Origin of the sequence: Halomonas sp. Y3 (genome assembly GCF_024137965.1) — a bacterium.
In the GTDB taxonomy this organism is placed as follows: Bacteria; Pseudomonadota; Gammaproteobacteria; order Pseudomonadales; family Halomonadaceae; genus Halomonas; species Halomonas mongoliensis.
The window spans coordinates 2,192,200-2,218,458 of record NZ_CP099975.1; the positions used below are offsets into that span (position 1 = coordinate 2,192,200).

At 69.0% G+C, this 26,259-nt stretch carries 23 protein-coding genes; 13 read left to right on the plus strand and 10 right to left on the minus strand.

What is annotated here, in order from left to right; all coding sequences use genetic code 11:
- The first annotated feature begins 69 nt into the window (after positions 1-69).
- The 8 genes from NHL60_RS10475 (at position 70) to NHL60_RS10510 (ending at position 9,204) form a co-directional block, all read left to right on the plus strand.
- Complete coding sequence (locus NHL60_RS10475) at positions 70-588, plus strand: helix-hairpin-helix domain-containing protein (protein WP_253443049.1); 519 nt, start codon at positions 70-72, stop codon at positions 586-588.
- Positions 589-739: 151 nt separating this feature from the next.
- Positions 740-2,068, plus strand: coding sequence for a DEAD/DEAH box helicase (locus NHL60_RS10480; RefSeq protein ID WP_253443051.1), 1,329 nt, complete (start codon positions 740-742; stop codon positions 2,066-2,068).
- 93 nt (positions 2,069-2,161) lie between these two features.
- Entirely contained in the window at positions 2,162-3,319 is a 1,158-nt protein-coding gene (locus tag NHL60_RS10485) for an MFS transporter (protein ID WP_253452135.1), read from the plus strand.
- A gap of 70 nt (positions 3,320-3,389) precedes the next feature.
- Entirely contained in the window at positions 3,390-4,118 is a 729-nt protein-coding gene (locus NHL60_RS10490; protein WP_253443052.1) for an ABC transporter ATP-binding protein, read from the plus strand.
- 7 nt (positions 4,119-4,125) lie between these two features.
- A complete protein-coding gene (locus NHL60_RS10495) occupies positions 4,126-6,489 on the plus strand; it encodes an ABC transporter permease (RefSeq protein ID WP_253443053.1) in 2,364 nt (787 codons plus the stop codon).
- Between the two features lie 16 nt (positions 6,490-6,505).
- Positions 6,506-7,714 carry an efflux RND transporter periplasmic adaptor subunit gene (locus tag NHL60_RS10500; protein ID WP_253443054.1) on the plus strand — a complete coding sequence of 403 codons (1,209 nt, stop codon included), beginning with the start codon at positions 6,506-6,508 and terminating at the stop codon, positions 7,712-7,714.
- 103 nt (positions 7,715-7,817) lie between these two features.
- Entirely contained in the window at positions 7,818-8,876 is a 1,059-nt protein-coding gene (locus NHL60_RS10505; RefSeq protein ID WP_253443055.1) for an asparaginase, read from the plus strand.
- Between the two features lie 91 nt (positions 8,877-8,967).
- Positions 8,968-9,204, plus strand: coding sequence for a DUF2789 domain-containing protein (locus NHL60_RS10510; protein ID WP_253443056.1), 237 nt, complete (start codon positions 8,968-8,970; stop codon positions 9,202-9,204).
- A gap of 16 nt (positions 9,205-9,220) precedes the next feature.
- Here NHL60_RS10510 and NHL60_RS10515 read toward each other — a convergent pair whose 3' ends face one another.
- The gene (locus NHL60_RS10515) at positions 9,221-9,901 is read right to left on the minus strand and encodes a TVP38/TMEM64 family protein (protein WP_253443057.1); all 681 of its coding nucleotides are present in this window, start codon (positions 9,899-9,901) and stop codon (positions 9,221-9,223) included.
- A 124-nt stretch (positions 9,902-10,025) separates the two neighbouring features.
- The gene (yegQ, locus tag NHL60_RS10520) at positions 10,026-11,447 is read right to left on the minus strand and encodes a tRNA 5-hydroxyuridine modification protein YegQ (protein WP_253443058.1); all 1,422 of its coding nucleotides are present in this window, start codon (positions 11,445-11,447) and stop codon (positions 10,026-10,028) included.
- Between the two features lie 197 nt (positions 11,448-11,644).
- On the opposite strand from yegQ, the gene queC reads away from it, so the two are divergent.
- The 4 genes from queC to NHL60_RS10540 are packed head-to-tail and all read left to right on the plus strand — an operon-like array spanning position 11,645 to position 14,253.
- Entirely contained in the window at positions 11,645-12,382 is a 738-nt protein-coding gene (gene queC, locus NHL60_RS10525) for a 7-cyano-7-deazaguanine synthase QueC (protein WP_253443059.1), read from the plus strand.
- Positions 12,382-13,074 (plus strand): 7-carboxy-7-deazaguanine synthase, encoded by a 693-nt coding sequence (queE, locus tag NHL60_RS10530; protein WP_253443060.1) that lies wholly within the window; start codon positions 12,382-12,384, stop codon positions 13,072-13,074. The genes queC and queE overlap by 1 nt, the downstream gene beginning before the upstream one ends.
- A complete protein-coding gene (locus NHL60_RS10535) occupies positions 13,074-13,919 on the plus strand; it encodes a 6-carboxytetrahydropterin synthase (protein WP_253443062.1) in 846 nt (281 codons plus the stop codon). The genes queE and NHL60_RS10535 overlap by 1 nt, the downstream gene beginning before the upstream one ends.
- Positions 13,920-13,959: 40 nt before the next feature.
- Positions 13,960-14,253 carry a YkgJ family cysteine cluster protein gene (locus tag NHL60_RS10540; protein WP_253443064.1) on the plus strand — a complete coding sequence of 98 codons (294 nt, stop codon included), beginning with the start codon at positions 13,960-13,962 and terminating at the stop codon, positions 14,251-14,253.
- Between the two features lie 32 nt (positions 14,254-14,285).
- Here NHL60_RS10540 and NHL60_RS10545 read toward each other — a convergent pair whose 3' ends face one another.
- Entirely contained in the window at positions 14,286-14,579 is a 294-nt protein-coding gene (locus tag NHL60_RS10545) for a hypothetical protein (RefSeq protein WP_253443066.1), read from the minus strand.
- Positions 14,580-14,835: 256 nt separating this feature from the next.
- On the opposite strand from NHL60_RS10545, the gene NHL60_RS10550 reads away from it, so the two are divergent.
- Positions 14,836-15,639, plus strand: a complete 804-nt coding sequence (locus NHL60_RS10550; RefSeq protein ID WP_253443068.1) for an AraC family transcriptional regulator — start codon at positions 14,836-14,838, stop codon at positions 15,637-15,639.
- An 82-nt stretch (positions 15,640-15,721) separates the two neighbouring features.
- Here the strand turns inward: NHL60_RS10550 and NHL60_RS10555 are convergent, their stop codons facing one another.
- From NHL60_RS10555 to gyrA, 7 genes are all read right to left on the minus strand, one after another.
- The gene (locus tag NHL60_RS10555) at positions 15,722-16,099 is read right to left on the minus strand and encodes a histone-like nucleoid-structuring protein, MvaT/MvaU family (RefSeq protein ID WP_253443075.1); all 378 of its coding nucleotides are present in this window, start codon (positions 16,097-16,099) and stop codon (positions 15,722-15,724) included.
- 240 nt (positions 16,100-16,339) lie between these two features.
- Positions 16,340-18,016: a 30S ribosomal protein S1 gene (gene rpsA, locus NHL60_RS10560; RefSeq protein WP_253443077.1), complete on the minus strand. Its 1,677-nt coding sequence runs from the start codon at positions 18,014-18,016 to the stop codon at positions 16,340-16,342.
- A gap of 178 nt (positions 18,017-18,194) precedes the next feature.
- Entirely contained in the window at positions 18,195-18,902 is a 708-nt protein-coding gene (gene cmk, locus NHL60_RS10565; protein WP_253443080.1) for a (d)CMP kinase, read from the minus strand.
- Positions 18,899-21,274 (minus strand): bifunctional prephenate dehydrogenase/3-phosphoshikimate 1-carboxyvinyltransferase, encoded by a 2,376-nt coding sequence (locus tag NHL60_RS10570; RefSeq protein WP_253443082.1) that lies wholly within the window; start codon positions 21,272-21,274, stop codon positions 18,899-18,901. The genes cmk and NHL60_RS10570 overlap by 4 nt, the downstream gene beginning before the upstream one ends.
- A 3-nt stretch (positions 21,275-21,277) precedes the next feature.
- The gene (pheA, locus tag NHL60_RS10575) at positions 21,278-22,369 is read right to left on the minus strand and encodes a prephenate dehydratase (RefSeq protein ID WP_253443090.1); all 1,092 of its coding nucleotides are present in this window, start codon (positions 22,367-22,369) and stop codon (positions 21,278-21,280) included.
- A 2-nt stretch (positions 22,370-22,371) separates the two neighbouring features.
- Positions 22,372-23,475, minus strand: coding sequence for a 3-phosphoserine/phosphohydroxythreonine transaminase (serC, locus tag NHL60_RS10580; RefSeq protein ID WP_253443092.1), 1,104 nt, complete (start codon positions 23,473-23,475; stop codon positions 22,372-22,374).
- 17 nt (positions 23,476-23,492) lie between these two features.
- Positions 23,493-26,207 carry a DNA gyrase subunit A gene (gene gyrA / locus NHL60_RS10585; protein WP_253443094.1) on the minus strand — a complete coding sequence of 905 codons (2,715 nt, stop codon included), beginning with the start codon at positions 26,205-26,207 and terminating at the stop codon, positions 23,493-23,495.
- Positions 26,208-26,259 lie beyond the last annotated feature (52 nt).

The following is a 26,259-nucleotide window of genomic DNA, read 5'->3' on the forward strand; positions in this document are numbered from 1 at the left end:
AACGGCCGGGGCTGGACTATGGTCATCTCAGGCCCCCAGGGGCCTCTCCTTACCTACAGGGACGACACCATGCACGACGAACCGACCCGGGAGCTCGCCGAGCGCGAACTTCGCCACGCCATCGCCCTGGAGTATCGTGAGCCGGCCCGGCGCGCCCGCCGGGCCCTGCTGAGGGTGATGGCCACGGATACCCACGACCGGGAGGCCCTCGCCGAGCTCGAGATCGCTGACCAGGCGCTGGCGGAGCTCGCCAGCCTGGCCAGCCGGCATGACCTGGTCGCGCTGCCGATGCTGCCGGCCATTCGCCGCGGCGCCGACCGGCTGGCCTGCCAGCTCTATCAGGATGGCGCCTGCGACGACCTGGACGAAGACGCTCACGAGGCCTTCCTCAACCGCCACGCCCGCTCCCTGACCGAGCTGGACGGCATCGGCCCGGTGACGGCACGGCGCCTGTTCGCCCACGGCATCGCCGACCTCGAGCAGCTCAGGGCGCTGGGCCCCGACGCCCTCGACGAGGTCACCGGCCTCGGCGGCGCCACCCTGGCCCGCCTGCGCGAGAGTCTCGCGGCCGAGGCGAAGGCGAAGTAGCTGCGCCCGGCGCGCCGATCTGGCATAATGCTCCCACGCGGCAACCATCGAGTCCCTCCTGCCGCTCCTTACCCCCGAATTTCCTTCGCCCCGGCCCGGGACTGGCCACGCGCAGAGCGTGGCGTGGCCGCGGCGTTTCTGCGGAGACCGCATGACCTTTTCCGAACTCGGCCTGCGTGCCGAACTGCTGCGTGCCGTTGAGGCCCAGGGCTACACCACCCCGACCCCGATCCAGCGCCAGGCCATTCCCGCCGTGCTCAACGGCGGCGACCTGCTGGCCAGCGCCCAGACCGGCACCGGCAAGACCGCGGGCTTCACCCTGCCGATGCTGCAGCGCCTGGCCGACGGCAAGCGCCCCGGCAAGCGCCAGATCCGCGCCCTGGTGCTGACCCCGACCCGCGAGCTGGCCGCCCAGGTGGGCGAGAGCGTGGCCGACTACGGCCGCCACCTGACCCTGAAGAGCCACGTGATCTTCGGCGGCGTGGGCCAGCAGCCCCAGGTGGACGCCATCCGCCCCGGGCTCGACGTCCTCGTCGCCACCCCGGGTCGCCTGCTGGACCTCCAGCAGCAGAAGCACGTGGACCTCTCCCAGGTGGAGATCCTGGTGCTCGATGAAGCCGACCGCATGCTCGACATGGGCTTCATCCACGACATCAAGAAGATCCTGAAAGTGCTTCCCCCGAAGCGTCAGAACCTGCTCTTCTCGGCGACCTTCTCCGACGAGATCCAGGCCCTGGCCAACAAGCTGCTGGATCGTCCGGCGATGATCGAGGTGGCGCGTCGCAACACCACCGCCGAGCTCGTCGACCAGGCGATCTACCGGGTGGACCGCGAGAAGAAGCGCGAGCTGCTCGCCCACCTGATCACCGAGAACGACTGGCATCAGGTGCTGGTCTTCACCCGCACCAAGCACGGTGCCAACCGCCTGGCCGAGCAGCTCTCCAAGCAGGAGATTCCGGCCATGGCGATCCATGGCAACAAGAGCCAGTCGGCGCGCACCAAGGCGCTGGCCGCCTTCAAGAGCGGCGACCTGCAGGTGCTGGTGGCCACCGATATCGCCGCCCGCGGCCTGGACATCAGCGAGCTGCCCCACGTGGTCAACTTCGAGCTGCCCAACGTGGCCGAGGACTATGTGCACCGCATCGGCCGCACCGGTCGCGCCGGCAGCGAGGGGCAGGCGGTATCGCTGGTCTGCGTGGACGAGCACGGCCTGCTCAAGGGCATCGAGCGACTGATCAAGCGCGACCTGGAGAAGCGCATCGAGCCCGGCTTCGAACCCGACCCCAACGCCAAGCCCGAACCCATCGAGAACGGCCGCAACCGCCGTGGCGGCGGCGGTGGACGTGGCGGTCAAGGCAGAGGCAATGGCGCCCAGACCCGCGGTCAGGGCAGCGGCCAGCGACGCGATGATGAGCGAGGCCAGGCGCGGCGTCGCCGGCGCGGCGGTGGCAACAGTGGCGGCGGACGCCAACAGGCATAACGGACAGCTGAACACAGGGAGGAAACGGCGGTGAACAGGGAAGCAACGGCCGCGACGCACGAGAGGCGCACCCTTGCCATCTTCATCGGCCTGATGGTGCTGGTGGGGCTCAACCTGCGCCCCGCCCTCTCCAGCCTGGCGCCGGTGCTCACCCGCATCCAGCAGGATACCGGCCTCTCGGCGCTCTCAATAGGAGCGCTTACCACCCTTCCCGTGCTCTGCCTCGGGCTCTTCGCCCCCATGGCGCCCTGGCTCGCCAGGCGCCTGGGGCCGGAGCGCGCCCTGGCCGCGGGCCTTGGGCTGCTGGCCGGCGGCCTCGCCCTGCGCGGGCTACCGACGGTGCCGACGCTGTTCCTGGGCACCCTGATGGTGGGTGCCGCCATCGGCGTCGCCGGCACCCTGTTGCCGGCGCTGGTCAAGCGCGAGCTGCCCGCCGGCGCCGACCTGATGACCGGCGTCTACACCATGGCGCTCTGCCTGGGTGGCGCCTTGGGGGCCGGGCTCTCCATTCCGCTGAGCGAGTGGCTGGACGGCTGGCACCTGGGCCTGGCCAGCTGGGCGGCGCTCGCCTTCCTGGCGCTGGCAGCCTGGCTTGCGCTGGCCCCGCGCCGGGACGAGACCATGCTGCCCGGTGGCGGCGGCTCCATGCGTGCCGTGCTGGGCCAGCCCCTGGCCTGGCAGGTGATGCTCTTCATGGGGCTGCAGTCGTCGCTGGCCTATATCGTCTTCGGCTGGCTTCCCACCCTGCTGGTGGCCAGGGGCTACGGCGAGGCGGAGGCGGGCTGGATGATGGGCGCCTCGGTGATGGTGCAGCTGCCGGCGGCCCTGGCCGCTCCCTGGCTGGCGCGCCTGGGGCGTGACCAGCGCCCCGCCCTGCTCACGGTGCTGACGCTGATCGCCGCCGGGTTCTGGCTGCTGCTGGTGGGCCCCGCCTACCTGCGCTGGCTGGGCATCGTGCTGCTGGGCCTCGGCCAGGGGGGCGGCTTCAGCCTGGCGCTGACGCTGATCGTGCTGCGCTCGGGCAACTCGCGGCTGGCCGGCAAGCTCTCGGGGCTCGCCCAGGGGGGTGGCTACACCCTGGCCGCCCTGGGCCCCCTGGGGGTCGGCGTGATGCTGCAGCTGGGCCTGGGGCTCGGCACCATCACCGGCGCGCTGATGACGATCTGCGCCCTGGCCGGCCTCTTCGCCCTCTTCGCCGGACGCAACCGCCGTCTGGAGGTCGACGACGCCGGCCGCCTGATCACTCGCTGACGGGCCTGCTGCCCCGTGCTCCCTGCTCCGCATCCGTGCCGGGGCGGGGCACCGGCGCTAGACTGTGGCCATGAACACCGTCCCTGACGCCCTGGTGGCGCGCGGCCTGACCCGCCGCTACCGCATGGGCGAAGTCACCATCCAGGCGCTGCGCGGGGTCGACCTGACCCTCAAGCGCGGCGAGCTCGTGGTCATGCTGGGCGCCTCCGGCTCCGGCAAGTCCACCCTGCTCAACATTCTCGGCGGCCTCGACAGCCCCTCCGAGGGCGAGCTTCGCTACGTCAACCGCGAGGGCCAGGCCCATACCCTGAGCGGCGCCAGCCAGCGGGCACTGACCCGTTTTCGCCGCCATCACGTCGGCTTCGTCTTCCAGTTCTACAACCTCATCTCGAGCCTCACCGCCCGGGAGAACGTCGCCGTGGTCACCGAGATCGCCCGGACGCCCATGGCCCCCGAGGAGGCCCTGGCCCTGGTGGGCCTAGGGGAGCGCCTCGACCACTTCCCCTCCCAGCTCTCCGGCGGCGAGCAGCAGCGCGTGGCCATCGCCCGTGCGGTGGCCAAGCGCCCGGAGCTGCTGCTCTGCGACGAGCCCACCGGCGCCCTGGACTTTCGCACCGGCATCCGGGTGCTGGAGGTGCTCGAGCAGGTCAACCGCGACACCGGCACCACGGTGGCGATCATCACCCACAACGAGGTGATCGGCGACATGGCCGACCGGGTGATCCGCCTGCGCGACGGCCGGGTGGACGACATCCGGCACAACGCCGAGCGGCGCCCGGCCCGGGAGCTGCGCTGGTGAGTCTCCCATGCTGACCCTCGACCGCAAGTTCCTCCGCGACCTCTGGCGCCTCAAGGGTCAGGCCCTGGCCATCGCCGTGGTGATCGCCGGCGGGGTCATGACCCTGATCCTCTCGGTCACCACCCTGGAGGCACTCTCCGGCGCCCGGGACCGCTTCTACGCCAGCCACCACTTCGCCGAGGTGTTCGCCGACGTCAAGCGCGCGCCTCTCGGGGTCGCAGTCCGCGTGCAGGAGATCGAGGGAGTCAACCTGGTCGCCCCCCAGGTGCAGGCGGCGCTGCGCCTCTCGCTACCCGGCTTCGACGACCCCATCCGCGGGCTGGCCCAGTCGATCCCAGACGGCCGCCAGCCGACTCTCAACCGCCTGCATCTGGTGGCCGGCAGCCTGCCCGAGCCAGGCCGGGACGACCAGGTGGTGGTCTCCGACGCCTTCGCCGAGGCCCACGGCCTGACTCCCGGTGACGGCCTGGAGGCGATCATCGACGGCCGCCGGGTGGCGCTCAGGATCGCCGGCGTGGCGTCGAGCCCCGAGTTCCTCTACCAGGTGGCTCCCACCGACCTGATGCCCGACTACCGCCGCTACGCCGTGCTCTGGATGAACCAGCGCAGCCTGGCCAGCGCCTACGGCATGGAGGGCGCCTTCAACCGGCTCAGCCTCACCCTCCAGGCAGGCGCCAGCGTCGAGGCGGTGATCGACGCCCTGGACCTGGCGCTGGCTCGCTATGGGGGCACCGGTGCCTGGACCCGGGAGGAGCAGACCTCCCACCGCTTCCTGGAGGAGGAGCTCAACCAGCAGCGCATCCAGGCCACGGTGCTGCCGGCGATCTTCCTCTCGGTCTCGGCCTTCCTGCTCAGCGTGGTGATGGGGCGGCTGATCCAGACCCAGCGGGAGCAGGTCGCCGTGCTCAAGGCCTTCGGCTATGGCGATGGGGAGCTGGCCCGCCACTACGGCCTGCTCACCGCCGCCATCGTGCTGCTGGGCTGGGCCCTGGGCGTCGCGCTGGGCGCCTGGGCCGCCAGCGGACTGGCGACCCTCTACCGCGACTATTTTCGTTTCCCCGACATGCCGGTCAGGGTGCCCGCCTCGGCGCTGGCGCTCTCCCTGGCCATCGTGGCTGCTTCGGCCCTGATCGGTACCTGGCGAGCGGTATGGCGCGCCGTGAGCCGCCCGCCCGCCGAGGCGATGCGCCCACCCGCCCCGCAGCGCTTCCGGCGCAGCGCCCTGGAACGGGCGCTGCCCGCCGCCCTGCTCGGTCAGGAGGGACGCATCATCCTGCGCAACCTGGGCCGCCATCCCGCCAAGGCCGGCTTCTCCATCGCCGGCATCGCCCTCTCGGCGGGGCTGCTGATGGTGGGCGCCTACCAGCTCGATGCGGTGGAGACGATGATCGACCAGCAGTATCGCCAGGTGCTGCGCATGGACATGGAGCTCACCTTCGTGGACGCCACCCCGGCCCGGGCCGCCGGCGAGCTGCGCCACCTTCCCGGGGTGCTGGCCGTGGAGACCTGGCGCCGGGTGCCGGTGACCCTGAGCCATGGCCACCGGGAGGCGCGCACCTCCCTGCTGGGCATGGAGGCCGAGCCCCGGCTGCGCCAGGTGCTGGACGGCGACGGGCGCGCCCAGCGGCTCCCCGAGGAGGGCGTGCTGCTGACCCGCTACCTGGCCGACCAGCTGGGGGCGAAGGTCGGCGACGAGCTGCATGTCGCCGTCATGGAGGGGCAGCGGCGGCAGCTGACGCTGCCCCTGGCCGCCCTGGTGGACGAACCCCTGGGGGTCGGCGCCTACCTGACCCGCACCCAGCTCAATCGGGTGATGGGCGAAGGGAGCGCCATCAGCGGCGCCTGGCTGCTGGTCGACCCGGCCCGGAGGGAGGCTCTCAACGCCGCCCTCTGGGAGATGCCGGCGGTGGCCGCCATCGGGAGGCTCGACGAGGCCGAGCGGGGCATCCGCGACTACCTGGACGAGACCCTCCTGATCGCCGCCCTGATCTTCGTGGCCATCGCCACCTCCATCGGCTTCGGCGTGGTCTACAACAATGCCCGCATCGCCTTCGCCGAGCGCGCCCGGGAGCTCGCCACCCTGCAGGTACTGGGCTATACCCGGGCCGAGGTGGCGCGGATACTGCTCGGCGAGATCGCCCTGCTGACCCTGGCGGCCATCCCGCCGGGCTGGGCCATCGGCCTCCTGTTCAGCCGGCTGCTCAACCAGGCCTTCAGCAGCGATCTCTTCCGCATCCCCCTGGTGTTCACGCCCCAGGCCTTCGCCTTCGCCGCCAGCGGCGTCCTGGCCGCCTCGCTCCTAGTGAGCGTGATGGTGGTGATCCGACTGGGGCGCCTGGACAAGATCCGCGTGCTCAAGGCCGTGGAGTGACCAAAGGAGACCGCCCATGACCCTGCGACCCTGGCATCGACGCCTGTTCTGGAGCCTCGCCGGCCTGGCGCTGCTGGCCCTGCTCGCCTGGGCGCTGCGCCCCGCCCCGGTGCCGGTCAGCGTGGCCCGCGTCGCCACCGGGCCCTTCGTCGACTCGGTGATCGAGGAGGGGCGCACCCGGCTGCGCGACACCTGGAACGTCTCGGTCCCCGTGGCCGGCTACCTGCAGCGGGTCGCCCTGGAGGTGGGCGACGAGGTGGAGCAGGGCCAGGCGCTGTTCCGCCTGGAGCCGAGCCCGGCACCGGCCCTGGACCCCCGCGCGCGCCAGCAGGCCGAGGACACCCTGCAGGCCGCCGAGGCGCGCCTCCGGGCCGCCCGGGCCAACCTGGAGACGACACAAGCCGAGCGACGCTTCGCCGAGTCGGAGTACGAGCGCTATCGCCAGCTCCACCAGCGTAACCTGGTCTCCACCACGGAGCTGGAGCAGCATCGCAGCCAGCGCGACCGCCTGCGCGCCCTGGAGAGCGCGGCGGCGGCCGGCGTCGAGGCGGCCCGCTTCGAGGTGGAGAGCGCCCGAGCGGTGCTGGCGGTGGCCAGCGGCCAGCGGGACGCACTGGAGCACCCGGCGCTGACCATCCGCGCCCCCATCGCCGGGACGGTGCTGACCCGCTACCGCTGCTGCGAGGGCAGCGTGGCGGCCGGGGAGCCGATCCTCGAGCTCGGGAGCCTTCAGGCCCTGGAAGTTCAGGTGGATCTGCTCTCCATGGATGCGGTGCGGGTGCGCCCCGGCATGGCGGTGCATCTGACCGGCTGGGGCGGCGATGAGGTGCTGGCGGGGCGGGTTCGACGCATCGAGCCCAGCGGCTTCACCCGGGTCTCGGCGCTGGGGGTCGACGAGCAGCGAGTGCCGGTGATCATCGACTTCGAGGAGGGGCAGGAGCCCGCGGCCCTGGGGCTGGGCAGCGGCTTTCGGGTCGACGCCGAGTTCCTGGTCTGGCAGGCCGATGAGGTGCTGCAGCTGCCCACCAGCGCGCTGTTCCGCGCCGAGGGGGAGTGGGCGGTCTTTCGGGTCGAGGAGGGGCGCGCGGTGCGCGTGCCGGTCACGCCGGGGCGGCGCAGCGGCCTGGTCTCCGAGCTGCTCGACGGCCTCGGGGTGGGCGACGTCGTGATCACTCACCCCGGAGAGCGGGTGGCCGACGGCGTGCGGGTGCGCACCGAGGAGTGAACCTGGCAGACGCCGCCGGCGCCCCTTATCATGCCCTCTTCGACGGCACCCTTGCCGGCACCGCTATCGCCCCTACCGGCCCCTCGATTCCCTCGGAGCCCCCATGACCCAGGATACCGCTCTCTTTCCGTCACGCCCCCTGCTGGTGATCTATGCCGGGGGCACCCTCGGCATGCGGGAGAGCGCCTCCGGGCTGGTGCCGGGGGGCGATATCGAGGCGCGCCTGGCGCGGGCCCTGGCGGCCCTGCCACCGGCACACCACGCCGCGCTGCCCGCGTATGAGGTGCTCTCCCTCGGCGACCCCATCGACTCCAGCGCCGCCACCCCCCGTGAGTGGCAGCGGCTGGCCGGCGAGATCGCCGCACGCTTCCGGGAGCACGCCGGCATCGTGGTACTCCACGGCACCGACACCCTGGCCTGGACGGCAGCGAGCCTCGCCTACCAGCTCCAGGGACTGGACCGCCCGGTGGTCCTCACCGGCGCCATGCAGCCCCTGGAGGCCCCCGGCAGCGACGCCGCCGACAACCTGGCCCTGGCCCTGGCCTTCGCCGCCAACCCCGCCCTGCAGGAGGTGGCGATCGCCTTCGGCGGCAGGCTGCTGCGCGGCGTGCGGGCGCGCAAGTGGCAGACCCGCCGCGCCGACGCCTTCGCCAGCCCCAGCTATCCGCTGCTGGGCGAGCGGGTCGATGGCGACGCCGTGCTCTATCCCGGACGCGGCCTGGCGCAGCAGCAGCGCGGCGCTCCCCGCTTCGAGCTGCCGGACTACGCCCCGCTGGCCGACGGCGGCGTGGCACGCATCGTGCTGTGGCCGGGCATCGCCGCCCGCCAGCTAGCCGCCTGGCTCGACGACCCGCGGCTCAAGGGGGCCCTGCTGGAGGTGTGGGGCGGCGGCAATGTGCCCGCGAACCGGGAGCTGATCGGCGTGCTGGCCCGAGCCAGCGGCGAGGGCAAGCTGCTCGCGGCGCTCAGCCAGTGCCCCCACGGCGGCGTCGAGATCGGCCACTATGCGGCGGGCCAGGGGCTGGCGGCCGCCGGCGTGCTCTCGGCGGATGCCATGACGCCGGAAGCGGCACTGGCCAAGCTGGTGCACCTGCTGGCCCAGCCGCTCCCCGATGAGGAGCGCCGGCGGCGCTTCCTGACACCGCTGGCCGGGGAGCGCTGACGGCTTCCCGGGGAAGCGTTGACGGGGGTCATGCAGCGCCAGGCGCAAGCCGCTATGGTGGGGGTATTCCCACCACGCAAGGAGAGCCGCCATGGAGCATCCCGACCATCCCTTCACCGAACTGTTCGAGCAGCTGGGACTCGCTTCGGACCCCGAGTCGATCAAGCGCTTCATCGAACGCAACGGCCCCATTCCCGAGGAGATCGCCCTGCCCGACGCCTCCTGCTGGAACGAGGGTCAGGCCGACTTCCTGCGCGAAGCCATCGAGGAGGACGCCGACTGGGCCGAGGTGGTCGACCACCTGAACGCCTCGCTGCGCAAGGCATAGCGAGCGAGCGGCCAGGCTAGCCGTTGGCGGCCTGGCCGTTGGCCTCCACCCGGCGCCGTACCCAGGCGCCCACCAGCAGCAGCACGGTGAGCGCCAGCAGCGGCAGCACCACGCCGATGCTCAGCGCCTCCTCCTTCTCCACCGCCTCCAGCGCCCCATAGATGGCGCTGGCATAGACCGCCCACTTCACCCCCAGGCCGATGATCGCCGCCGCCAGGAAGGTCCCGAGCGGCAGGCGCAGCAGCCCCGCGGCGTAGTTCACCACCGAGTGGGGAAAGCCCGGCAGCACCCGTAGGGCGCACTGGGTCAGGAAGTCGCTGCGGGTCTCCAGCCGCCGCATGATCTTGCGGGTCAACCCCTTGGGGGTCCAGCGATCGCCGACCCGGGCCGACAGCCAGTAGGCGCCCAGGGCCCCCAGCACGCTGCCCACGATCAGCATGGGCGTGGCCGCCAGCGGCGTATAGAAGGGGGCGATCAGCCAGAGCCCGATGCTGCCGGGCAGCCCCAGGGCCAGGGTCACGGCCATCACCAGGATCACGGAGACGATCACCACCGGATGGTGGGAGGCCTCGTCCGCCCAGCGCTGCAGCTCGGCCAGGTCGGGGGAGTGCCAGATCCAGAGGTAGAGCGCCATCAGCACGACGCCCCCCACTGCCGCTACCCGCCAGGGCCAGCGCAGTGAACTATCGTTGAACATCGATTCGTTACTCGGGGCCAAATGACGATCATGTTGCCACGGCGGGGCCGGCAGGCGCCAGCAAAGACGACGCCGGCCCGATGGCGGGAGCGGAGCGCGATGCTGCCGGCCCCGGCGGCGGTCATCAGCCCTGGAGGTCGCGCATCAGCAGCGCGAACTCGATGCGCTCCGGTGCGATGGCCTCGCCGGGCACCGGGATCAGTACCACGTGGCCGGACCCCGGCGCCACCCCAACGGACTCCCCGCGCCGGTTCTCGATCTGCTCGAGCACGAAACGGCGGTTACCGCCGGGCAGCATCAGCTCCATGCCGTCCCCCACCTCGAAGCGGTTCTTGACGTCCACCTCCAGCACGCCGCGGTCCGGATCGTAGCCGATCACCTCGCCCACGAACTGCTGATGAACGCCCACCGAGTTGCCGCGCTCGTAGTTCTGGTACTCGTCGTGGACATGGCGCCGGTAGAAGCCCTCCGTGTAGCCGCGGTTGGCCAGATTGTCGAGCTCGTCCATCAGGCGCATGTCGAAGGGGCGACCGGCCACGGCGTCGTCGATGGCGCGGCGGTAGACCTGGGCAGTGCGGGCCACATAGTAGTGGGACTTGGTGCGCCCCTCGATCTTCAGGGAGGTGACGCCCATCTGGGCGAGCCGCGGCACGTGCTGAACGGCGCGCAGGTCCTTGGAGTTCATGATGTAGGTGCCGTGCTCGTCCTCGAAGATCGGCATCAGCTCGCCGGGCCGAGTGGCGTCCTCGATCAGGGCCGAGAGCTCGCCCTGCCCCTCCACCCCGCCGGCGGTGGCGGTGCTCTCAAAGCGGGTGCTGCCGCCGCCGGAGGCGATCAGCCCGCCGCCCTGGCCCGGCGTCCAGACGCCGCTGCCCGCGTGGGCCGCCGCGGAGTTGGCCGGCACCAGGTCGCCGGTCTCGTCATGGGCCGCCGCCACGGCGTTGTACTGCCAGCGGCAGGCGTTGGTGCAGGTGCCCTGGTTGGGGTCCCGGTGGTTGAAGTAGCCGGAGAGCAGGCAGCGCCCGGAGTAGGCGATGCAGAGCGCCCCGTGGACGAAGGTCTCGATCTCGAGGTCCGGGCACTCGGCGCGAATCTCGCCGATCTCCTCCAGCGATAGCTCCCGCGACAGGATGATGCGGCTGATGCCCTGCTGCTGCCAGAACCTGGCCGCCGCCCAGTTGACCACGTTGGACTGCACCGAGAGGTGGATCACCTGGTCGGGCCAGCGCTCGCGGATCATCATGATCAGGCCCGGGTCGGACATGATCAGCGCATCCGGGCCGGCCTCGATCACCGGCGCCATGTCGCGCAAATAGGTCTTCAGCTTGCTGTTATGGGGCGCGATGTTGGAGGCCACGTAGAACTGCTTGCCCCGCTCGCGGGCATAGGCGATGCCCCTGTGCAGGTTGTCGATCTTGAAGTCGTTGTTGCGCACCCGCAGGGAGTAGCGGGGCTGGCCGGCATAGACGGCGTCGGCGCCATAGGCGAAGGCGTAGCGCATGTTCTTGAACGTTCCCGCCGGGGAGAGCAGTTCGGGGGCTTGCATAGGGAGTCACCGTTGTCAGGACGATGGCGCCACGGGGGCGCTGGAAATTGAGGGGCGCATAGTATAGCAGCAACGAGCCCCCTGGCGTCCCGGCAGGTTTCCCGCTTACCCGGTGTCAAGTAGACTATGTCCCCTTCCGGACCGGACCCCGGAACGCCGCGCTGCGGCGCGACAAATTCTCCGACCAGAGCCTGAACATGACCCTTTCTGCTTCTTCCACGGCCGGCGCCCCCGCCACCGTGGTGATCTACTCCGGCGGCATGGACTCCTACACCGTGCTGCACCGCGCCCTGAGCGAGGGCCTCGAGGTCCACGCCCTCTCCTTCGACTATGGCCAGCGCCACGCCCGGGAGCTCGAGGTAGCCGAGCGCGTCTGCCGCGAACTCGGCGTGCCCCACCAGGTGGTGGATATCCGTGCCATCCACGGCCTGATCGACAACTCGGCGCTCACCGACAGCGCCCGCGAACTGCCCGAGGGGGACTACGGCGAGGAGAACCTGACGGCCACGGTGGTGCCCAACCGCAACATGATCCTGCTCTCGCTGGCCATCGCCAAGGCGGTGAATATCGGCGCCGGCCGGGTCGACTACGGCGCCCACGGCGGCGACCACGTGCTCTATCCGGACTGCCGGCCCGCGTTCGTCGAGGCGATGAACGCCGTGGCGGGCATCGCCAACTTCGAGGCGGTGGCGATCCACGCCCCCTACCTTCGCGCCAGCAAGGCGGAGATCCTCGCCGACGGCCTGGCCATGGGGCTCGACTACGGCAAGACCTGGACCTGCTACCGAGGAGGCGAACTGGCCTGCGGGCGCTGCGGCAGCTGTCGCGAGCGGCTGGCGGCCTTTGCCGCCAACGGGGCGACCGACCCCCTCGGCTATTCAGAGCGGCCCGCATCCGCCGCCGACGCGCCTCAGCCCCCGGCCGGAGAATCCTGATGTATCACGTCAAGGAGGCCTTCTACACCCTGCAGGGAGAAGGCGGCCAGGCGGGGCGCGCCAGCGTCTTCTGTCGCTTCTCGGGCTGCAACCTCTGGTCGGGCCGCGAACAGGACCGCGCCTCGGCGGCCTGCACCTTCTGCGATACCGATTTCCTCGGTACCGACGGCCAGAACGGCGGGCGCTTTGCCACCGCGGAGGCGCTGGCCGCGCACCTGACGGCACTCTGGCCGGATCAGGACGGCTCGAGTGTGAAGGGCGCCACGCCCTATGTGGTCTTCACCGGGGGTGAGCCGCTGCTGCAGCTCGATGAGGCCCTGATCCAGGCCATGCAGGCGCGGGGCTTCGAGGTCGCCGTGGAGACCAACGGCACCCTCCCCGCCCCGCCCGGCATCGACTGGCTCTGCGTCAGCCCCAAGGGGGCCAGCGCCCTGACCATCACCGCCGGCAACGAACTGAAGCTGGTCTATCCCCAGCCAGAGGCGCCGCCGGAACGCTTCGCCCGGCTCGACTTCGACCACTTCTTCCTGCAGCCCATGGATACCGGTGCCAGCGGACGCCGCACCAGACCGGCGGACGACGCCATCGCCGCCACCACGACCGACACCATGGCCGCGAGCGTCGCCTACTGCCTGGCCCACCCAGGGTGGCGCCTGTCGCTGCAGACCCACAAGATCACGGGGATCGACTGATGACGCTATTCGTCAACCGCCTTACCCACCTCGACGTCTCCCTCTGGTGTCCGCAACGCGGGCTCACCGGGGCCAGCTGGCAGGTGGACCTGGAGCTCGATGGCGAACTCGGCGAGGACGGCATGCTTTTCGACTTCGGCGAGGTCAAACCCTGGGTCAAGCAGCGCCTGGATGCCGGCGTGGACCACACCCTGCTGGTGCCGACCCGCGCGCCCGGCGTGGAGGTCGCGGAGTGCCAGGAGGGGCTCTCCATCCAGACACGGCTGCCCTGGTCCATGGAGGTCCGCGGCCCCCGCCAGGCCTTCACCCTGCTGCCCTGGGCGGAGATCTCCTCCGAACGGCTGGCCGAGCACCTGGCAGGGGAGCTGTCGCGACGCCTGCCGCCCAGGGTCAGCGCCCTGCGGCTGACCCTGCAGGAGGAGGCCATCGATGGCGCCGCCTATACCTACAGCCACGGCCTCAGGCACCATGCGGGCAACTGCCAGCGCATCGCCCACGGCCACCGTTCCCGCCTGCATATCTGGCAGGGCGGCAGCCGCCAGCCCGGTCTGGAGGCAGAGTGGGCCAGGCGCCTGGCGGACTGCTACCTGATCGACCGCCAGGACCTGGCCGAGGCGCCACCCGCCGGCGCTGCCGGTCCGCTGACGGCTCGCTACCGTGCGCCTCAGGGAAGCTTCGTGATTCGCCTGCCCGCCGAGCGCTGCCGGGTCCTTCCCACTCCCACCACCGTGGAGCATATCGCCGCCTGGCTGGCAGAGCAGATCAGTCGGGAAACCGGCGAGGCCACCCGGGTCCAGGCCTTCGAGGGGGTCGACAAGGGCGCCTTCGCCCGGGGGGAGCCATGAGAGGGGGAGCCATGAGCGCGTCGGGCGCAGCGGGGGAGCCATGAGCGCGTCGGGCGCAGCGGAGCAGCCGGCGGCCCTGGCCGAGGGCTGTCGCCCGGGGTGCGGGGCCTGCTGCATTGCGCCCTCCATCCACTCGCCAATCCCCGGAATGCCGGAAGGCAAGCCTGCCGGGGTGCGCTGCGTCCAGCTGGATGACGGAAACCTGTGTCGGCTGTTCGGCGACCCGTCTCGCCCGGCGCTCTGCGCGCGCTTCGGCTTCGACGAGGCCCTCTGCGGCAGCCACCGGGAGGAGGCCCTGGAGCGCATCGCGGCGCTGGAGCTGGCAACGCGCTGACGGGATCCAGGGAGCGTCGGCGCCGGGGAGAGTCAGGCGATGCGCCCCTGCTGCTGCAGGAGCTGAACCAGGTGGACCACCTGTTCGGCGGGCTGATGGTACTCCTGCATCAGCGCCTGAAGGCGCTCCTCGAAGCGCTGCTGACGCGCCGCTTCGCTCTCCTCATCGGCAGGCGGCGACGCCACCGGTGGGCCAACGGGAATCTTTGCCTGAGTCGCGGGATCATCGAGTCCACGCAGCGCCTCCGCAAAGGCGTCATCGAGTTCGCGGAACTTGCGCAGTTTCTCGCGCTCATCCATCGGCTTGCGGTGAGTCTGTTGTTTCATCAGTTACCGGTCGTTCATGGAAGGGGGCGTAAAAGCAATATCGGGATTATACCGCCATCCCCTTGAACGGCGAAGCTTTAGCCAATTTTTACATCTGCCACTGTGCTCCAGCGCGCAATGTGCGTTTCCAAACTTGCCTTTGCCAACGGTTAGCCTGCATAAAGAGAAGAAGGCTGGCGCCTGCCTGTTCTGGCACTACCCCCAGACGGCAACCCGCGCCGGCCCGGGAACCACCGCGCAAGGAAGGGGCCAGACAATGTTCAACGAGATGATGCGAGCAGAGATCTGGTTGCAGGAGACCCTCGAGAGCGGTCAAAGCATCGAGGAGTTGGCGGAGCGGCTGGGTTACTCCAGCTCCCAGATCAGGCGCCGCTTCCGCCAGTGCTTCGGGTTTTCGCCGAGCGGCTATCGCGAAAACCTGCGACTCGAGAAAGCCGCCAGACTGCTGGCCTACACGCCGCACAGCATTCGCGAGGTAGCAGAGGGCTGCGGCTACACCAACCACTCCGCCTTCAGCCGCGCCTTCCAGCGCCGCTACCGGCAGAGCCCACGGGAATATCGCAACGCCCACCAGGCCAGGGGGAAGCGGCCCAGGGCCGCAGGGCTCGGGGCCGTCCCCGATATCCGCACCCTGGCACCCTGTACGGCCGTGGTGACACGCTGCTATGTGCCGCCGATGCAGCTGGAGCCGCCCGAGGCCTGGCCTCGGGCGCTGTGGGAGGAGGCGCCTCCCCAGGGGGTGCCGGTCGATACCGCTGCCATTGCCCTGCTCCATGACACCGCCAGCGACTGCTGCCTGCCCAAGCTGGACCTGGGCGTGCTGATCGACCCCCTACAGGCCAGCGGCCTGGCCATGCCGCCGTCGCTGCGCCTGCTGACGCTTCCCGGCACCCGCTCCGCCTGCCTGCCACTACCCGAGGTCGATGCGCTGGCAACGACCCTGGAGAGCCTGCTCGCCGCCACCCTGCCCGAACTTGGCGAGCACTACAGCGGCGACGCCATTCGACTGGTCGCCGCGGCAGACGGCCTGCAGCTGCAGCTCCCCCTGGCCGGGTCCTAGGCGCTGCCCGAAAATCGGCTGTAACGACGACGGCGCCCCAAAGGGCGCCGTCATGCGTTCAGCCGAGGCACTGCCCCCGCCCTTACTCCTCGATGCGGACCAGCCAGGACTCCACGGTGTCGGAGCCGAACTCGTCCTTCCACGCCTTCAGGGTCTTCTGGTTGCCACCGCGAGTCTCGACGACTTCGCCAGTATTGGGGTTCTTGTAGATCTTCAGCTTGCGCTTGCGGCGTGTACCGGAGGGCGCGGAAGCCGCCTTGGGCGCCGCTGCGGCCGGCTTGGGGTCCAGCAGCGCCAGCACGTCGGCGGCGCTCTTGTCGAACTCCTTCATCAGCGCCTCAAGACGCTCCTTGAACTCGAGCTCAGCCTGGAGGCGCTGATCATTCTGCAACTTTTCCATATTGGCCTGGAGTTGCTTGAGCTGCTGTTCCATCTGCATGTATTCATTGAGCAGGGACATTGGCGTGATTCCTTCTTTCGGGATAACAAACGGGATGCGAAGAGCATTATCTATCGAAAGAGTTATATCTTGCAATAGTCTGGAGGAGACTTCTATTCACCGCAACTCGCGATCAAACTTGATTTACCCTCTAACCCCGGCGCCTCAACGCAACAAACCAAATAGTAGTGAAGAGATAACCCAACAAAAAACCGCCGCCCCGAAGGGCGGCGGTCTTGACGCTCGGAAAGACGCTTCCGATCAGTCCTGACCCATCTGCTGCTTGATCAGGTCGCCGATGGTGGTCGGACCACCGCTCTCGACGCTCTCTTCGCGCAGCTTCTTCAGGTTCTGGCGGGTCTCGTCCTGGTCCTTGGCCTTGACGGACAGGGCGATCTGGCGGTTCTTGCGGTCGACGCCGATGATCCGGGCCTCGACGCTGTCGCCTTCGTTCAGGACGTTGCGGGCGTCCTCGACGCGGTCGGCGCTGATCTCGGACGCCTTCAGCACGGCGACGACGTCGGTCGCCAGCTCGACCTGGGCCTGCTTGGCATCGACCTCGACCACGCGGCCGGTGACGATGGAGCCCTTGTCGTTGACCGCCAGGAACTCGGCGACCGGATCGGTATCCAGCTGCTTGATGCCCAGGGAGATGCGCTCGCGCTCCGGATCGATGGAGAGGATCACGGCCTCGGCCTCATCGCCCTTCTTGAAGGAGCGCACGGCCTCTTCGCCGGTCTCGGTCCAGGAGATGTCGGAGAGGTGCACCAGACCGTCGATGCCGCCTTCCAGACCGATGAAGATACCGAAGTCGGTGATCGACTTGATGGTACCGGCAACGCGGTCGCCCTTGTTGTACTGGGCGCTGAAGGTCTCCCAGGGGTTGGCGGTGCACTGCTTGATACCCAGGGAGATACGACGACGCTCCTCGTCGATATCCAGGACCATGACGTCCACATCGTCACCGACCTGAACCACCTTGGACGGATGGATGTTCTTGTTGGTCCAGTCCATCTCGGAGACGTGAACCAGACCCTCGACACCCTCTTCCAGCTCGGCGAAGCAGCCGTAGTCGGTGAGGTTGGTGACGCGGGCGTGCACCTTGGTGCCTTCCGGGTAACGATCCTTGATGTTGACCCAGGGATCCTCGCCCAGCTGCTTCAGACCCAGGGAGACGCGGTTGCGCTCGCGGTCGAACTTCAGCACCTTGACGTTGATCTCGTCGCCCACGGCCACGATCTCGCTCGGATGCTTGATGCGCTTCCAGGCCATGTCGGTGATGTGCAGCAGGCCGTCGACGCCGCCGAGGTCGACGAAGGCGCCGTAGTCGGTCAGGTTCTTGACGATACCGGTGATCTGCTGGCCTTCCTGCAGGGTAGCGAGCAGGGCCTCACGCTCGGCGCTGTTCTCGGCCTCGAGAACGGCACGACGAGAAACGACCACGTTGTTGCGCTTCGGGTCGAGCTTGATGACCTTGAAGTCGAGTTCCTTGTTCTCGAGGTGCGTGGTGTCGCGCACCGGACGCACGTCGACCAGGGAACCCGGGAGGAAGGCACGGATGGAGTCGACATCGACGGTGAAACCGCCCTTGACCTTGCCGTTGATCACGCCCTTGACGATCTCGTCCTTCTCGAAGGCGGCTTCCAGGACCTTCCACGCCTCGGCGCGCTTGGCCTTCTCGCGAGACAGGCGGGTCTCGCCGAAACCGTCCTCGACGGCCTCCAGAGCAACGTGAACTTCATCGCCGATGGCAATGTTCAGTTCGCCGTTGTCATCGCGGAACTGGGCCGCGGGGATCTGACCTTCGGACTTCAGGCCGGCATTGACGGTGACCCAGTCACCCTCGATGTCGACGACGGTAGCCGCGACGATGGCGCCCGGCTCCATGTTGATGTCCTGGAGAGATTGTTCAAACAGTTCAGCAAAGCTTTCGCTCATGGTGTTCCTACGTGATCAACGTTAGTGCGGTCATGCCGCTTCCTCCGCACCACCAGCGAGTGCGGGCCTTATTTACCATGCCCCCGGAGATGTTGGCGCTGGTTCGACCTGGCTCGGCTCTCGGCAATCGGTGCCGGGCCACGTCATCACATACTGCCGGGGACGCCGCAAGGGAGTGTCAGGTGGCGGGCGCCAGACCGCGTTCGGTCAGCAGCTCCGTCAGCCGATCCACCACTTCCGGTATCGTCAGGCACGTGGTGTCAAGCGTGATGGCATCATTGGCCGGCTTGAGCGGGGCCACGCTGCGCTGCATATCGCGTGCATCGCGCGCCTGAATCTCCTTGAGAAGACTCGATAGACTAGCATCCACGCCCGCCTCTCGCAACTGACGCTGGCGGCGACGCGCCCGCTCATCGGCACTGGCGGTCAGGAAGATCTTCAACGGCGCGTCGGTGAAAACCACGGTGCCCATGTCGCGGCCGTCGGCGACCAGGCCCGGCGGCTGACGGAAGTCCCGCTGGCGGTCCAGCAGGGCGTTGCGCACCGCCGGCAGCGCCGCTACCCGGGAGGCGGCGTCGCCCACCTGTTCGGTGCGAATCACCGTGGTCGCCTCCTCGCCTTCGAGCAGGATGCGAGTCGCCTCGCGCTCGGCCACGAAGACCACGTCGAGGCGGCGAGCCACCTCGGCCACGCCGGCCTCGTCCTCCAGGGCTACGCCGTGCTTGCCGGCGGCCAGGGCCGTCAGGCGATAGAGGGCGCCCGAGTCGAGCAGCTGCCAGCCCAGGCGCTCGGCGACCAGGCGACTGATGGTGCCCTTGCCTGCCCCGCCGGGGCCGTCGATGGTCAGCACCGGCGCCTCGCGGCCAGTCTGGTGGGTATCGCTCATGCGCCCTCCTCGGCCCGCTCCTCCTCGAGAGCCATCCCGACCCGGCGCGCCAGGTCGATAAAGCCCGGGAAGGAGGTCGCCACGTTGGCGCAGTCATCGATCACGATCTCGTCACCGGCGCGCAGGGCGGCAATGGCAAAGGACATGGCGATGCGATGATCCTCGAGGCTGTCGATGCGCCCGCCGCCGTAGTTTGGCCCCTCGGCATTGCCGCCCCCCACGATATCGATGCCGTCCGGATAGAGCCTGTGCTCGACGCCGATGGCGGCCAGGCCGTCGGCCATGGCCTGCAGGCGGTCGGACTCCTTGACCCGCAGCTCCTCGGCGCCGCGCAGGCGCGTGGTGCCCCGGGCATTGGCCGCGGCGATAAAGAGCGCCGGGAACTCGTCGATCGCCAGGGGCACCTGCTCAACCGGGATGTCGATGCCCTTGAGGGGCGCATAGCGGATATGCAGGTCCGCCACCGGCTCGCCGCCCACCTCGCGCTCGTTCTCGAGGCGCAGATCGGCCCCCATCAGCCTGAGAATATTGATCACCCCGATGCGGGTCGGGTTGATGCCGACATGCTCCAGCACCAGGTCGGCCCCAGGGGTGATCGCCGCCGCCACCAGGAAGAAGGTGGCCGAGGAGATATCCGAGGGCACATCGATGGGCGCGGCGGTGAGCCTGCCGCCGCCGGAGAGCCAGCAGGTATCGCCGTCGCGCTGGACCTCATAGCCGAAGCCGGCCAGCATGCGTTCGGTGTGGTCGCGGGTCGGCGCCGGCTCCCGCACCCGGGTCTCGCCCTCGGCGTAGAGCCCGGCCAGCAGCAGACAGGACTTCACCTGGGCGCTGGCCATGGGCATATCGTAGGTGATGCCCTTGAGCGCACGGCCGCCGTGGATGCGCAGCGGCGGGCGACCGCCCTCGGCGGTGTCGATCACCGCGCCCATCAGGCGCAGGGGGTCGGCCACCCGCCCCATGGGACGCTTGGTCAGGGAGGTGTCGCCGGTGAGCTCGGTATCGAAGGCCTGACCGGCCAGCAGCCCGGCGAAGAGGCGCATGGCGGTGCCGGCGTTACCCACGTAGAGGGGCCCCGAGGGCGCTTTCAGGCCGTGCATGCCCACCCCGTGGATGGTGACCCGGCCCTGGTGGGGGCCCTCGATGGCCACGCCCATCTCGCGGAAGGCCTGCAGGGTGGCCAGGCTGTCCTCCCCCTCCAGGAACCCCTTCACCTCGGTGACCCCTTCGGCCAGGGCCCCGAGCATGATGGAGCGGTGGGAGATCGACTTGTCGCCGGGCACGCGAATGCGCCCGGTCACGCTGCCGCCGGGGCTCACCCGATAGCGCAGCTTGCCTTGCTGTTGCATCTGATATTCCGCCTGATAGCTGGTCTTGTTGAGCAGGGATTCGAAGTAGTGGCGCGCGTGGCTGGCGCGATCGAAGGTGGCAAGCATGGCGTCACCGTCGCCGCCCTCCACGGCCCGGCGCAGCCGCGCCAGGCCCGCCTCGAAGTCATCCAGGGAGGCGAGCACCGCCTCGCGGTTGGCGATGAAGATATCCCGCCACATCACCGGGTCGCTGCCGGCGATGCGCGTGAAGTCGCGAAATCCCCCCGCGGCGTAGCGGAAGATCTCCAGCCGATCGTCCTGGCGCGCCAGGGTATCCACCAGGGAGAAAGCGAGCAGGTGCGGCAGGTGGCTGGTGCGGGCCAGCACCTGATCGTGGCGCTCGACGGCCATCTCCAGCACCTCGGCACCGCTCGCCTCCCAGATCGCACGCACCCGGGCCAGGGCCACGGGGTCGGTATCCGGCTCCGGGGTGAGAATCACCTTGTGGTTGACGTAGAGCTCGGGGTTGGCCGCCGCCACACCGCTCTTCTCGGAGCCGGCGATGGGATGCCCCAGCACCAGACGGGGCGGCACCCGGCCGAAGGCCTCCAGGGCGCAGTCGCGAATGGCGGCCTTGGTGCTGCCCACGTCGGTGATCACGACATCCGGCGCGGCACGGTCCAGGTGGCGGGCCAGCTCGACCATCACGCCGCGCATGGCTAGCACCGGCACCGCCAGCACGACCATCGAGGCTCCCTCGATGACCGAGGAGAGCTCGGTGGCACCGCCATCGATCAGGCCCATCTCCACTCCCCGAGCGATCTCGCCGGGGTACGGGTCGCAGGCGACGATCTCTTGTGCTGCCCCGAAGCCGGCGGAAGGCTCTTTACCCGCCCCGAAGCCGGCGGCGCCCTCTTTAGCCGCCCCGAAGCCGGCGGAAGGCTCTTTACCCGCCCCGAAGCCGGCGGCCCTAAGGGCGGCGGCCAGGGAGCCGCCGATCAGCCCAAGGCCGACGATCAGGATGCGCGGCTCGGAGACCGGCCGCTTTACTGTCGACGCCACGGCCTAGAGCACGCCGATCGGGTAGGAGCCCAGCACCTTCACCTCGGCGGCGCGCAGGCGCACCTCCTCCAGCACTGCGGCGACCCGGGGCTCGTCGCGGTGCCCCTTGAAGTCGATGAAGAAGACGTAGTTCCACACGCCGCTGCGCGACGGGCGCGTCTCCAGGCGGGTCATGTCGATCTGGTGGCGATGGAAGGGCTCCAGCAGGTCGTGCAGGGCGCCGGGCTGGTTGCGCATGGCCACCACGATGGAGGTCTTGTCCTCGCCGGACATGGGCACGTCCTGGTTGCCGATGATCAGGAAGCGCGTGGAGTTGTCCGGGCGATCCTCGATCTTCTCGGCCAGGCGGGTCAGGCCGTAGAGCTTGGCGGCCATGTCGCCGGCGATGGCCGCGCTGTGCCACTCGGTCTTGACCAGGCGCGCCGCCTCGGCGTTGGAGGAGACCGGCACCCGCTCCGCCTGGGGGTAGTGGGCGTCGAGCCACTTGCGGCACTGGGCGAAGGACTGGGGGTGGGAGTAGATCCGCGAGACCTTGTCCTGGCGGGTGGTCTCACTCACCAGCAGGTGGTGGTGGATGCGCAGCACCACCTCGCCGCAGATGCTCAGGCTGGAGTCCATGAAGGAGTCCAGGGTGTGGTTGATCACCCCTTCGGTGGAATTCTCCACCGGGACAACGCCGTAGTTGACGGCGCCGGCCTCCACCTCGCGGAACACCTCGTCGATGGCCGCCATGGGCAGGCTGATGGCGCTCTCGCCGAAGTGCTTGAGGGCCGCCTGCTGGGTGAAGGTGCCCTCGGGGCCCAGGTAGGCCACCTTGATGGGCTGCTCCAGGGCCAGGCAAGCGGACATGATCTCCCGGAAGAGCCGGGCGACCTCCTCGCTGTCCAGGGGACCCTTGTTGAGCGCCATGATACGCCGCAGCACCTGGGCCTCGCGCTCGGGCCGGTAGAAGACCGCATCGGCGTCCTCGGCGGTCTTGACCTGGGCCACCTGCTGGGCGCACTCGGCGCGCTCGCTGATCAGGCGCAGCAGCTCGCTGTCCAGGTTATCGATACGGTTGCGCAGCGCATCGAGATCGATGGGGGAATCGCTCATCCTCAGCCCCTTCTCTTTTCAAAGTCGCTCATGAAGTCCACCAGCGCGTCCACGGCGGCCTCCGGCACCGCATTGTAGAGGCTGGCACGCATGCCTCCCACGCTGCGGTGGCCCTGGAGGTTGAGCAGGCCGGTCTGCTCGGCCTCCGCCAGGAAGGCCTTGTCCAGGCGGTCGTCTGCCAGCACGAAGGGGACATTCATCCGCGAGCGGTTGGCTACCGCGATGGGGTTGGCGTAGAAGTCGCTCTCGTCGATGGCGGCGTAGAGCTTGGCCGCCTTGCGGGCGTTGATCGCTTCCATGGCGGCCAGCCCGCCGACGTCCTCCTTGAGCCACTCGAAGACCAGTCCGGCCAGGTACCAGCTGTAGGTGGCCGGCGTGTTGATCATGGAGCCCGCCTCGGCCAGGGCCTGGTAGCCGAAGAGCGACGGCATGTCGTCCCGGGCGCGGTCGAGCAGGTCGTCGCGGACGATCACCACCACCAGGCCGGCGGGGCCGATGTTCTTCTGGGCGCCGGCGTAGATGACGCCGAACCTGGAGACGTCCAGCGGAGCGGAGAGGATGGTCGAGGAAAGGTCGCAGACCAGCGGCGCCTCGCTGCCATCGGGCCGCACGGCCTCGGGAATATAATCGAAGGCCAGCCCGCCGATGGTCTCGTTGGCGGTGTAGTGCAGGTAGGCCGTGTCCTTGGCGAGCAGGATCTCCTCGGGGCGCGGCACCGCCGTGTGGCCATTGGCCTCGCTGCTGGCCGCCATATGGATATCACCGAAGAGGTGACGCGCCTCGGCAATGGCCTTCTTGCTCCAGATGCCGGTGTTCACGAAGCTGGCGCGTCCGCCGGGGCCGAGCAGGTTAAAGGGCACGGCGGCAAACTGCTGGGTGGCCCCGCCCTGGGTGAAGAGCACCTTGTAATTGGCCGGAATGGCCAGGAGCTCGCGCAGGTCCGCCTCGGCCTTCTCGGCGATGGCGACATACTCCGGCGAGCGGTGGCTCATCTCCATGACCGACAGGCCGCGGCCATGAAAATCGAGCATCTCGCGTTGCGCCCGCTCCAGCACGGCGGTGGGCAGCGCCGCCGGGCCAGCGCAGAAATTATGGTGGCGTGTCATCGGTGTTGTCTTCCTTTTCAATCCTCGGTGTCCGGCGCGGCGGCATCCTCACCGTCGTCGGCATCAAGTTCAGGGGCAGCGTCGCCCGGCGAAGCGTCGCCCGGCTCGTCGATCCGCACGGTCTTGACCAGCTTCTCGTCGTTGCCCAGGCGAATCAGCATCACGCCCTGAGTGTTGCGGGAGGTAATGGAAACCTCATCGACCCGAGTGCGCACCAGGGTGCCGCGGTCGGTGATCAGCATCATCTCGTCGCTGGAGTAGACCTGCATGGCCGCCACCAGGGCGCCGTTGCGCTCGCTGGTCTGCATGGCGATCACGCCCTGGCCGCCGCGGCCGCGCAGCGGGAACTCCTCCAGGCGAGTGCGCTTGCCGTAGCCGTTCTCGGAGGCGGTAAGAATATAGATCTGGCCACCATTGCCGGCCTCGACGGTGGCGCCCGGTGCCGCATCGCTCTCGGCCTCGTTCTCCGTCGCACTCTCCACATCGGCTTCGGCGTCAATCAGCTGGCTCTGCGGGATGATCAGGCTGATCACCTCGGCGCCGTCCAGCAGGCGCATGCCGCGCACACCGCGGGCGGTGCGGCCCATGGCGCGGACATTGCCCTCCTCGAAGCGGATCGCCTTGCCGTTGGAGGAGAGCAGCATGACGTGGTCGGAGCCGGAGGTGATGGCCGCACCGATCAGGCGGTCATCCTCTTCGATATCGATGGCGATCAGACCCACGCTGCGCGGCCGGGAGAACTGCTCCAGGCTGGTGCGCTTCACCGTGCCCTTGGCGGTGGCGAAGAAGATGTAGTGCTCGGGGTCGTAGTCGCGCACCGGCAGGATGGCGTTGATCGCCTCCCCCTCCTCCAGCGGCAGCATGTTGACCAGCGGCTTGCCGCGGGAACCGCGGCTCGCCGCCGGCATCTCGTAGACCTTGAGCCAGTAGACTTTGCCGCGGTTGGAGAAGAGCAGCACGGTGTCGTGGGTCGAGGCGACCAGCAGGTGCTCGATCACGTCCTCGTCCTTCATGGCCGTGGCCGACTTGCCGCGCCCGCCCCGGCGCTGGGCCTGGTAGTCGGAGAGCGGCTGGGTCTTGGCGTAGCCGGAGCGGGACACCGTGACCACCATGTCCTCCTCGGCGATCAGGTCCTCCATGGAGAGGTCGAGGTGGCTCGCCTGGATCTCGGTGCGACGGGGGTCGCCGAACTGGTCGCGCACGGCAACCAGCTCCTCGCGGATCACCTCGAGCAGGCGCTCGCTGGAAGCGAGAATCGCCATCAGCTCAGCGATCTTCTCGAGGATATTGAGATATTCGTCGAGCAGCTTCTCGGTCTCGAGGCCGGTCAGGCGGTGCAGGCGCAGCTCGAGGATGGCCTGAGCCTGGGCCGGCGAGAGGCGATATTCGCTGCCGGTGGTGTTGAGGCCGAAGCCCTCCTCCAGCTCCTCGGGCTTGCAGGAGGTGGCACCGGCGCGCTCGAGCATGGCGGTCACCTGCCCCGGCGGCCAGCTGCGGGCGAGCAGCTTCTGCTTGGCCTCGGCGGCGTTCGGCGAGGCCTTGATCAGCTCGATCACCTCGTCGATGTTGGAGATGGCGACGGTGAGACCCTCGAGGATATGGCCGCGCTCGCGAGCCTTCTTCAGCTCGAAGAGGGTGCGCCGTGTGACCACCTCGCGACGGTGGCGGATGAAGGCCTCGAGGATCTCCTTGAGGTTCATGATCTTCGGCTGGCCGTTCTCGATGGCCACCATGTTGATGCCGAAGACGGTCTGCAGCTGGGTCTGGGCAAAGAGGTTGTTGACCACCACCTCGCCCGACTCGCCGCGCTTGGTCTCGATCACCACACGCAGGCCATCCTTGTCGGACTCGTCGCGCAGCTCGGCGATGCCCTCGATCTTCTTGTCCTTGACCAGCTCGGCGATCTTCTCGATGAGCCGCGCCTTGTTCACCTGGTAGGGCAGCTCATTGATGATGATGTGGTCGCGGCCGCTCTTGTCGTCGTGCTCAATGGTGTGGCAGGCGCGCACATAGATGCGCCCGCGGCCGGTGCGGTAGGCCTCGAGGATGCCGGCACGGCCGTTGATGATGGCTCCGGTGGGGAAGTCCGGGCCCGGCACATGCTCCATCAGATCATCGACGGTCAGGGTGTAGTCGTCGATCAGCGCCAGGCAGGCGTTGATGACCTCGCCCATGTTATGGGGCGGGATATTGGTGGCCATGCCCACGGCGATGCCGGAGGAGCCGTTGATCAGCAGGTTGGGCACCTTGGTGGGCAGCACATCGGGGATGCGCTCGGTGCCGTCGTAGTTGTCGACCCAGTCGACGGTGTCCTTCTCGAGGTCGGCCAGCAGCTCGTGGGCCAGCCGGGCCATACGCACCTCGGTGTAACGCATGGCAGCGGCGCTGTCGCCGTCGATGGAGCCGAAGTTGCCCTGACCGTCCACCAGCACGTGGCGCATGGAGAAGTGCTGGGCCATGCGCACGATGGTGTCGTAGACGGCGCTGTCACCGTGGGGGTGGTACTTACCGATGACATCACCCACGACACGGGCGGACTTCTTGTAGGGCTTGTTCCAGTCGTTGCCGAGTTCGTGCATGGCGAACAGCACGCGGCGGTGAACCGGCTTGAGGCCATCGCGCACGTCGGGCAGCGCACGGCCGATGATCACGCTCATCGCGTAGTCGAGGTAAGACTGCTTCAGCTCGTCCTCGATGTTGACTGGCAGAATCTCTCTGGCGATGTCACCCATGGGTCGTCGAATCCTTTGCACTGCAAGAGGTTGGCCGCCCTCTCCGGCGTTG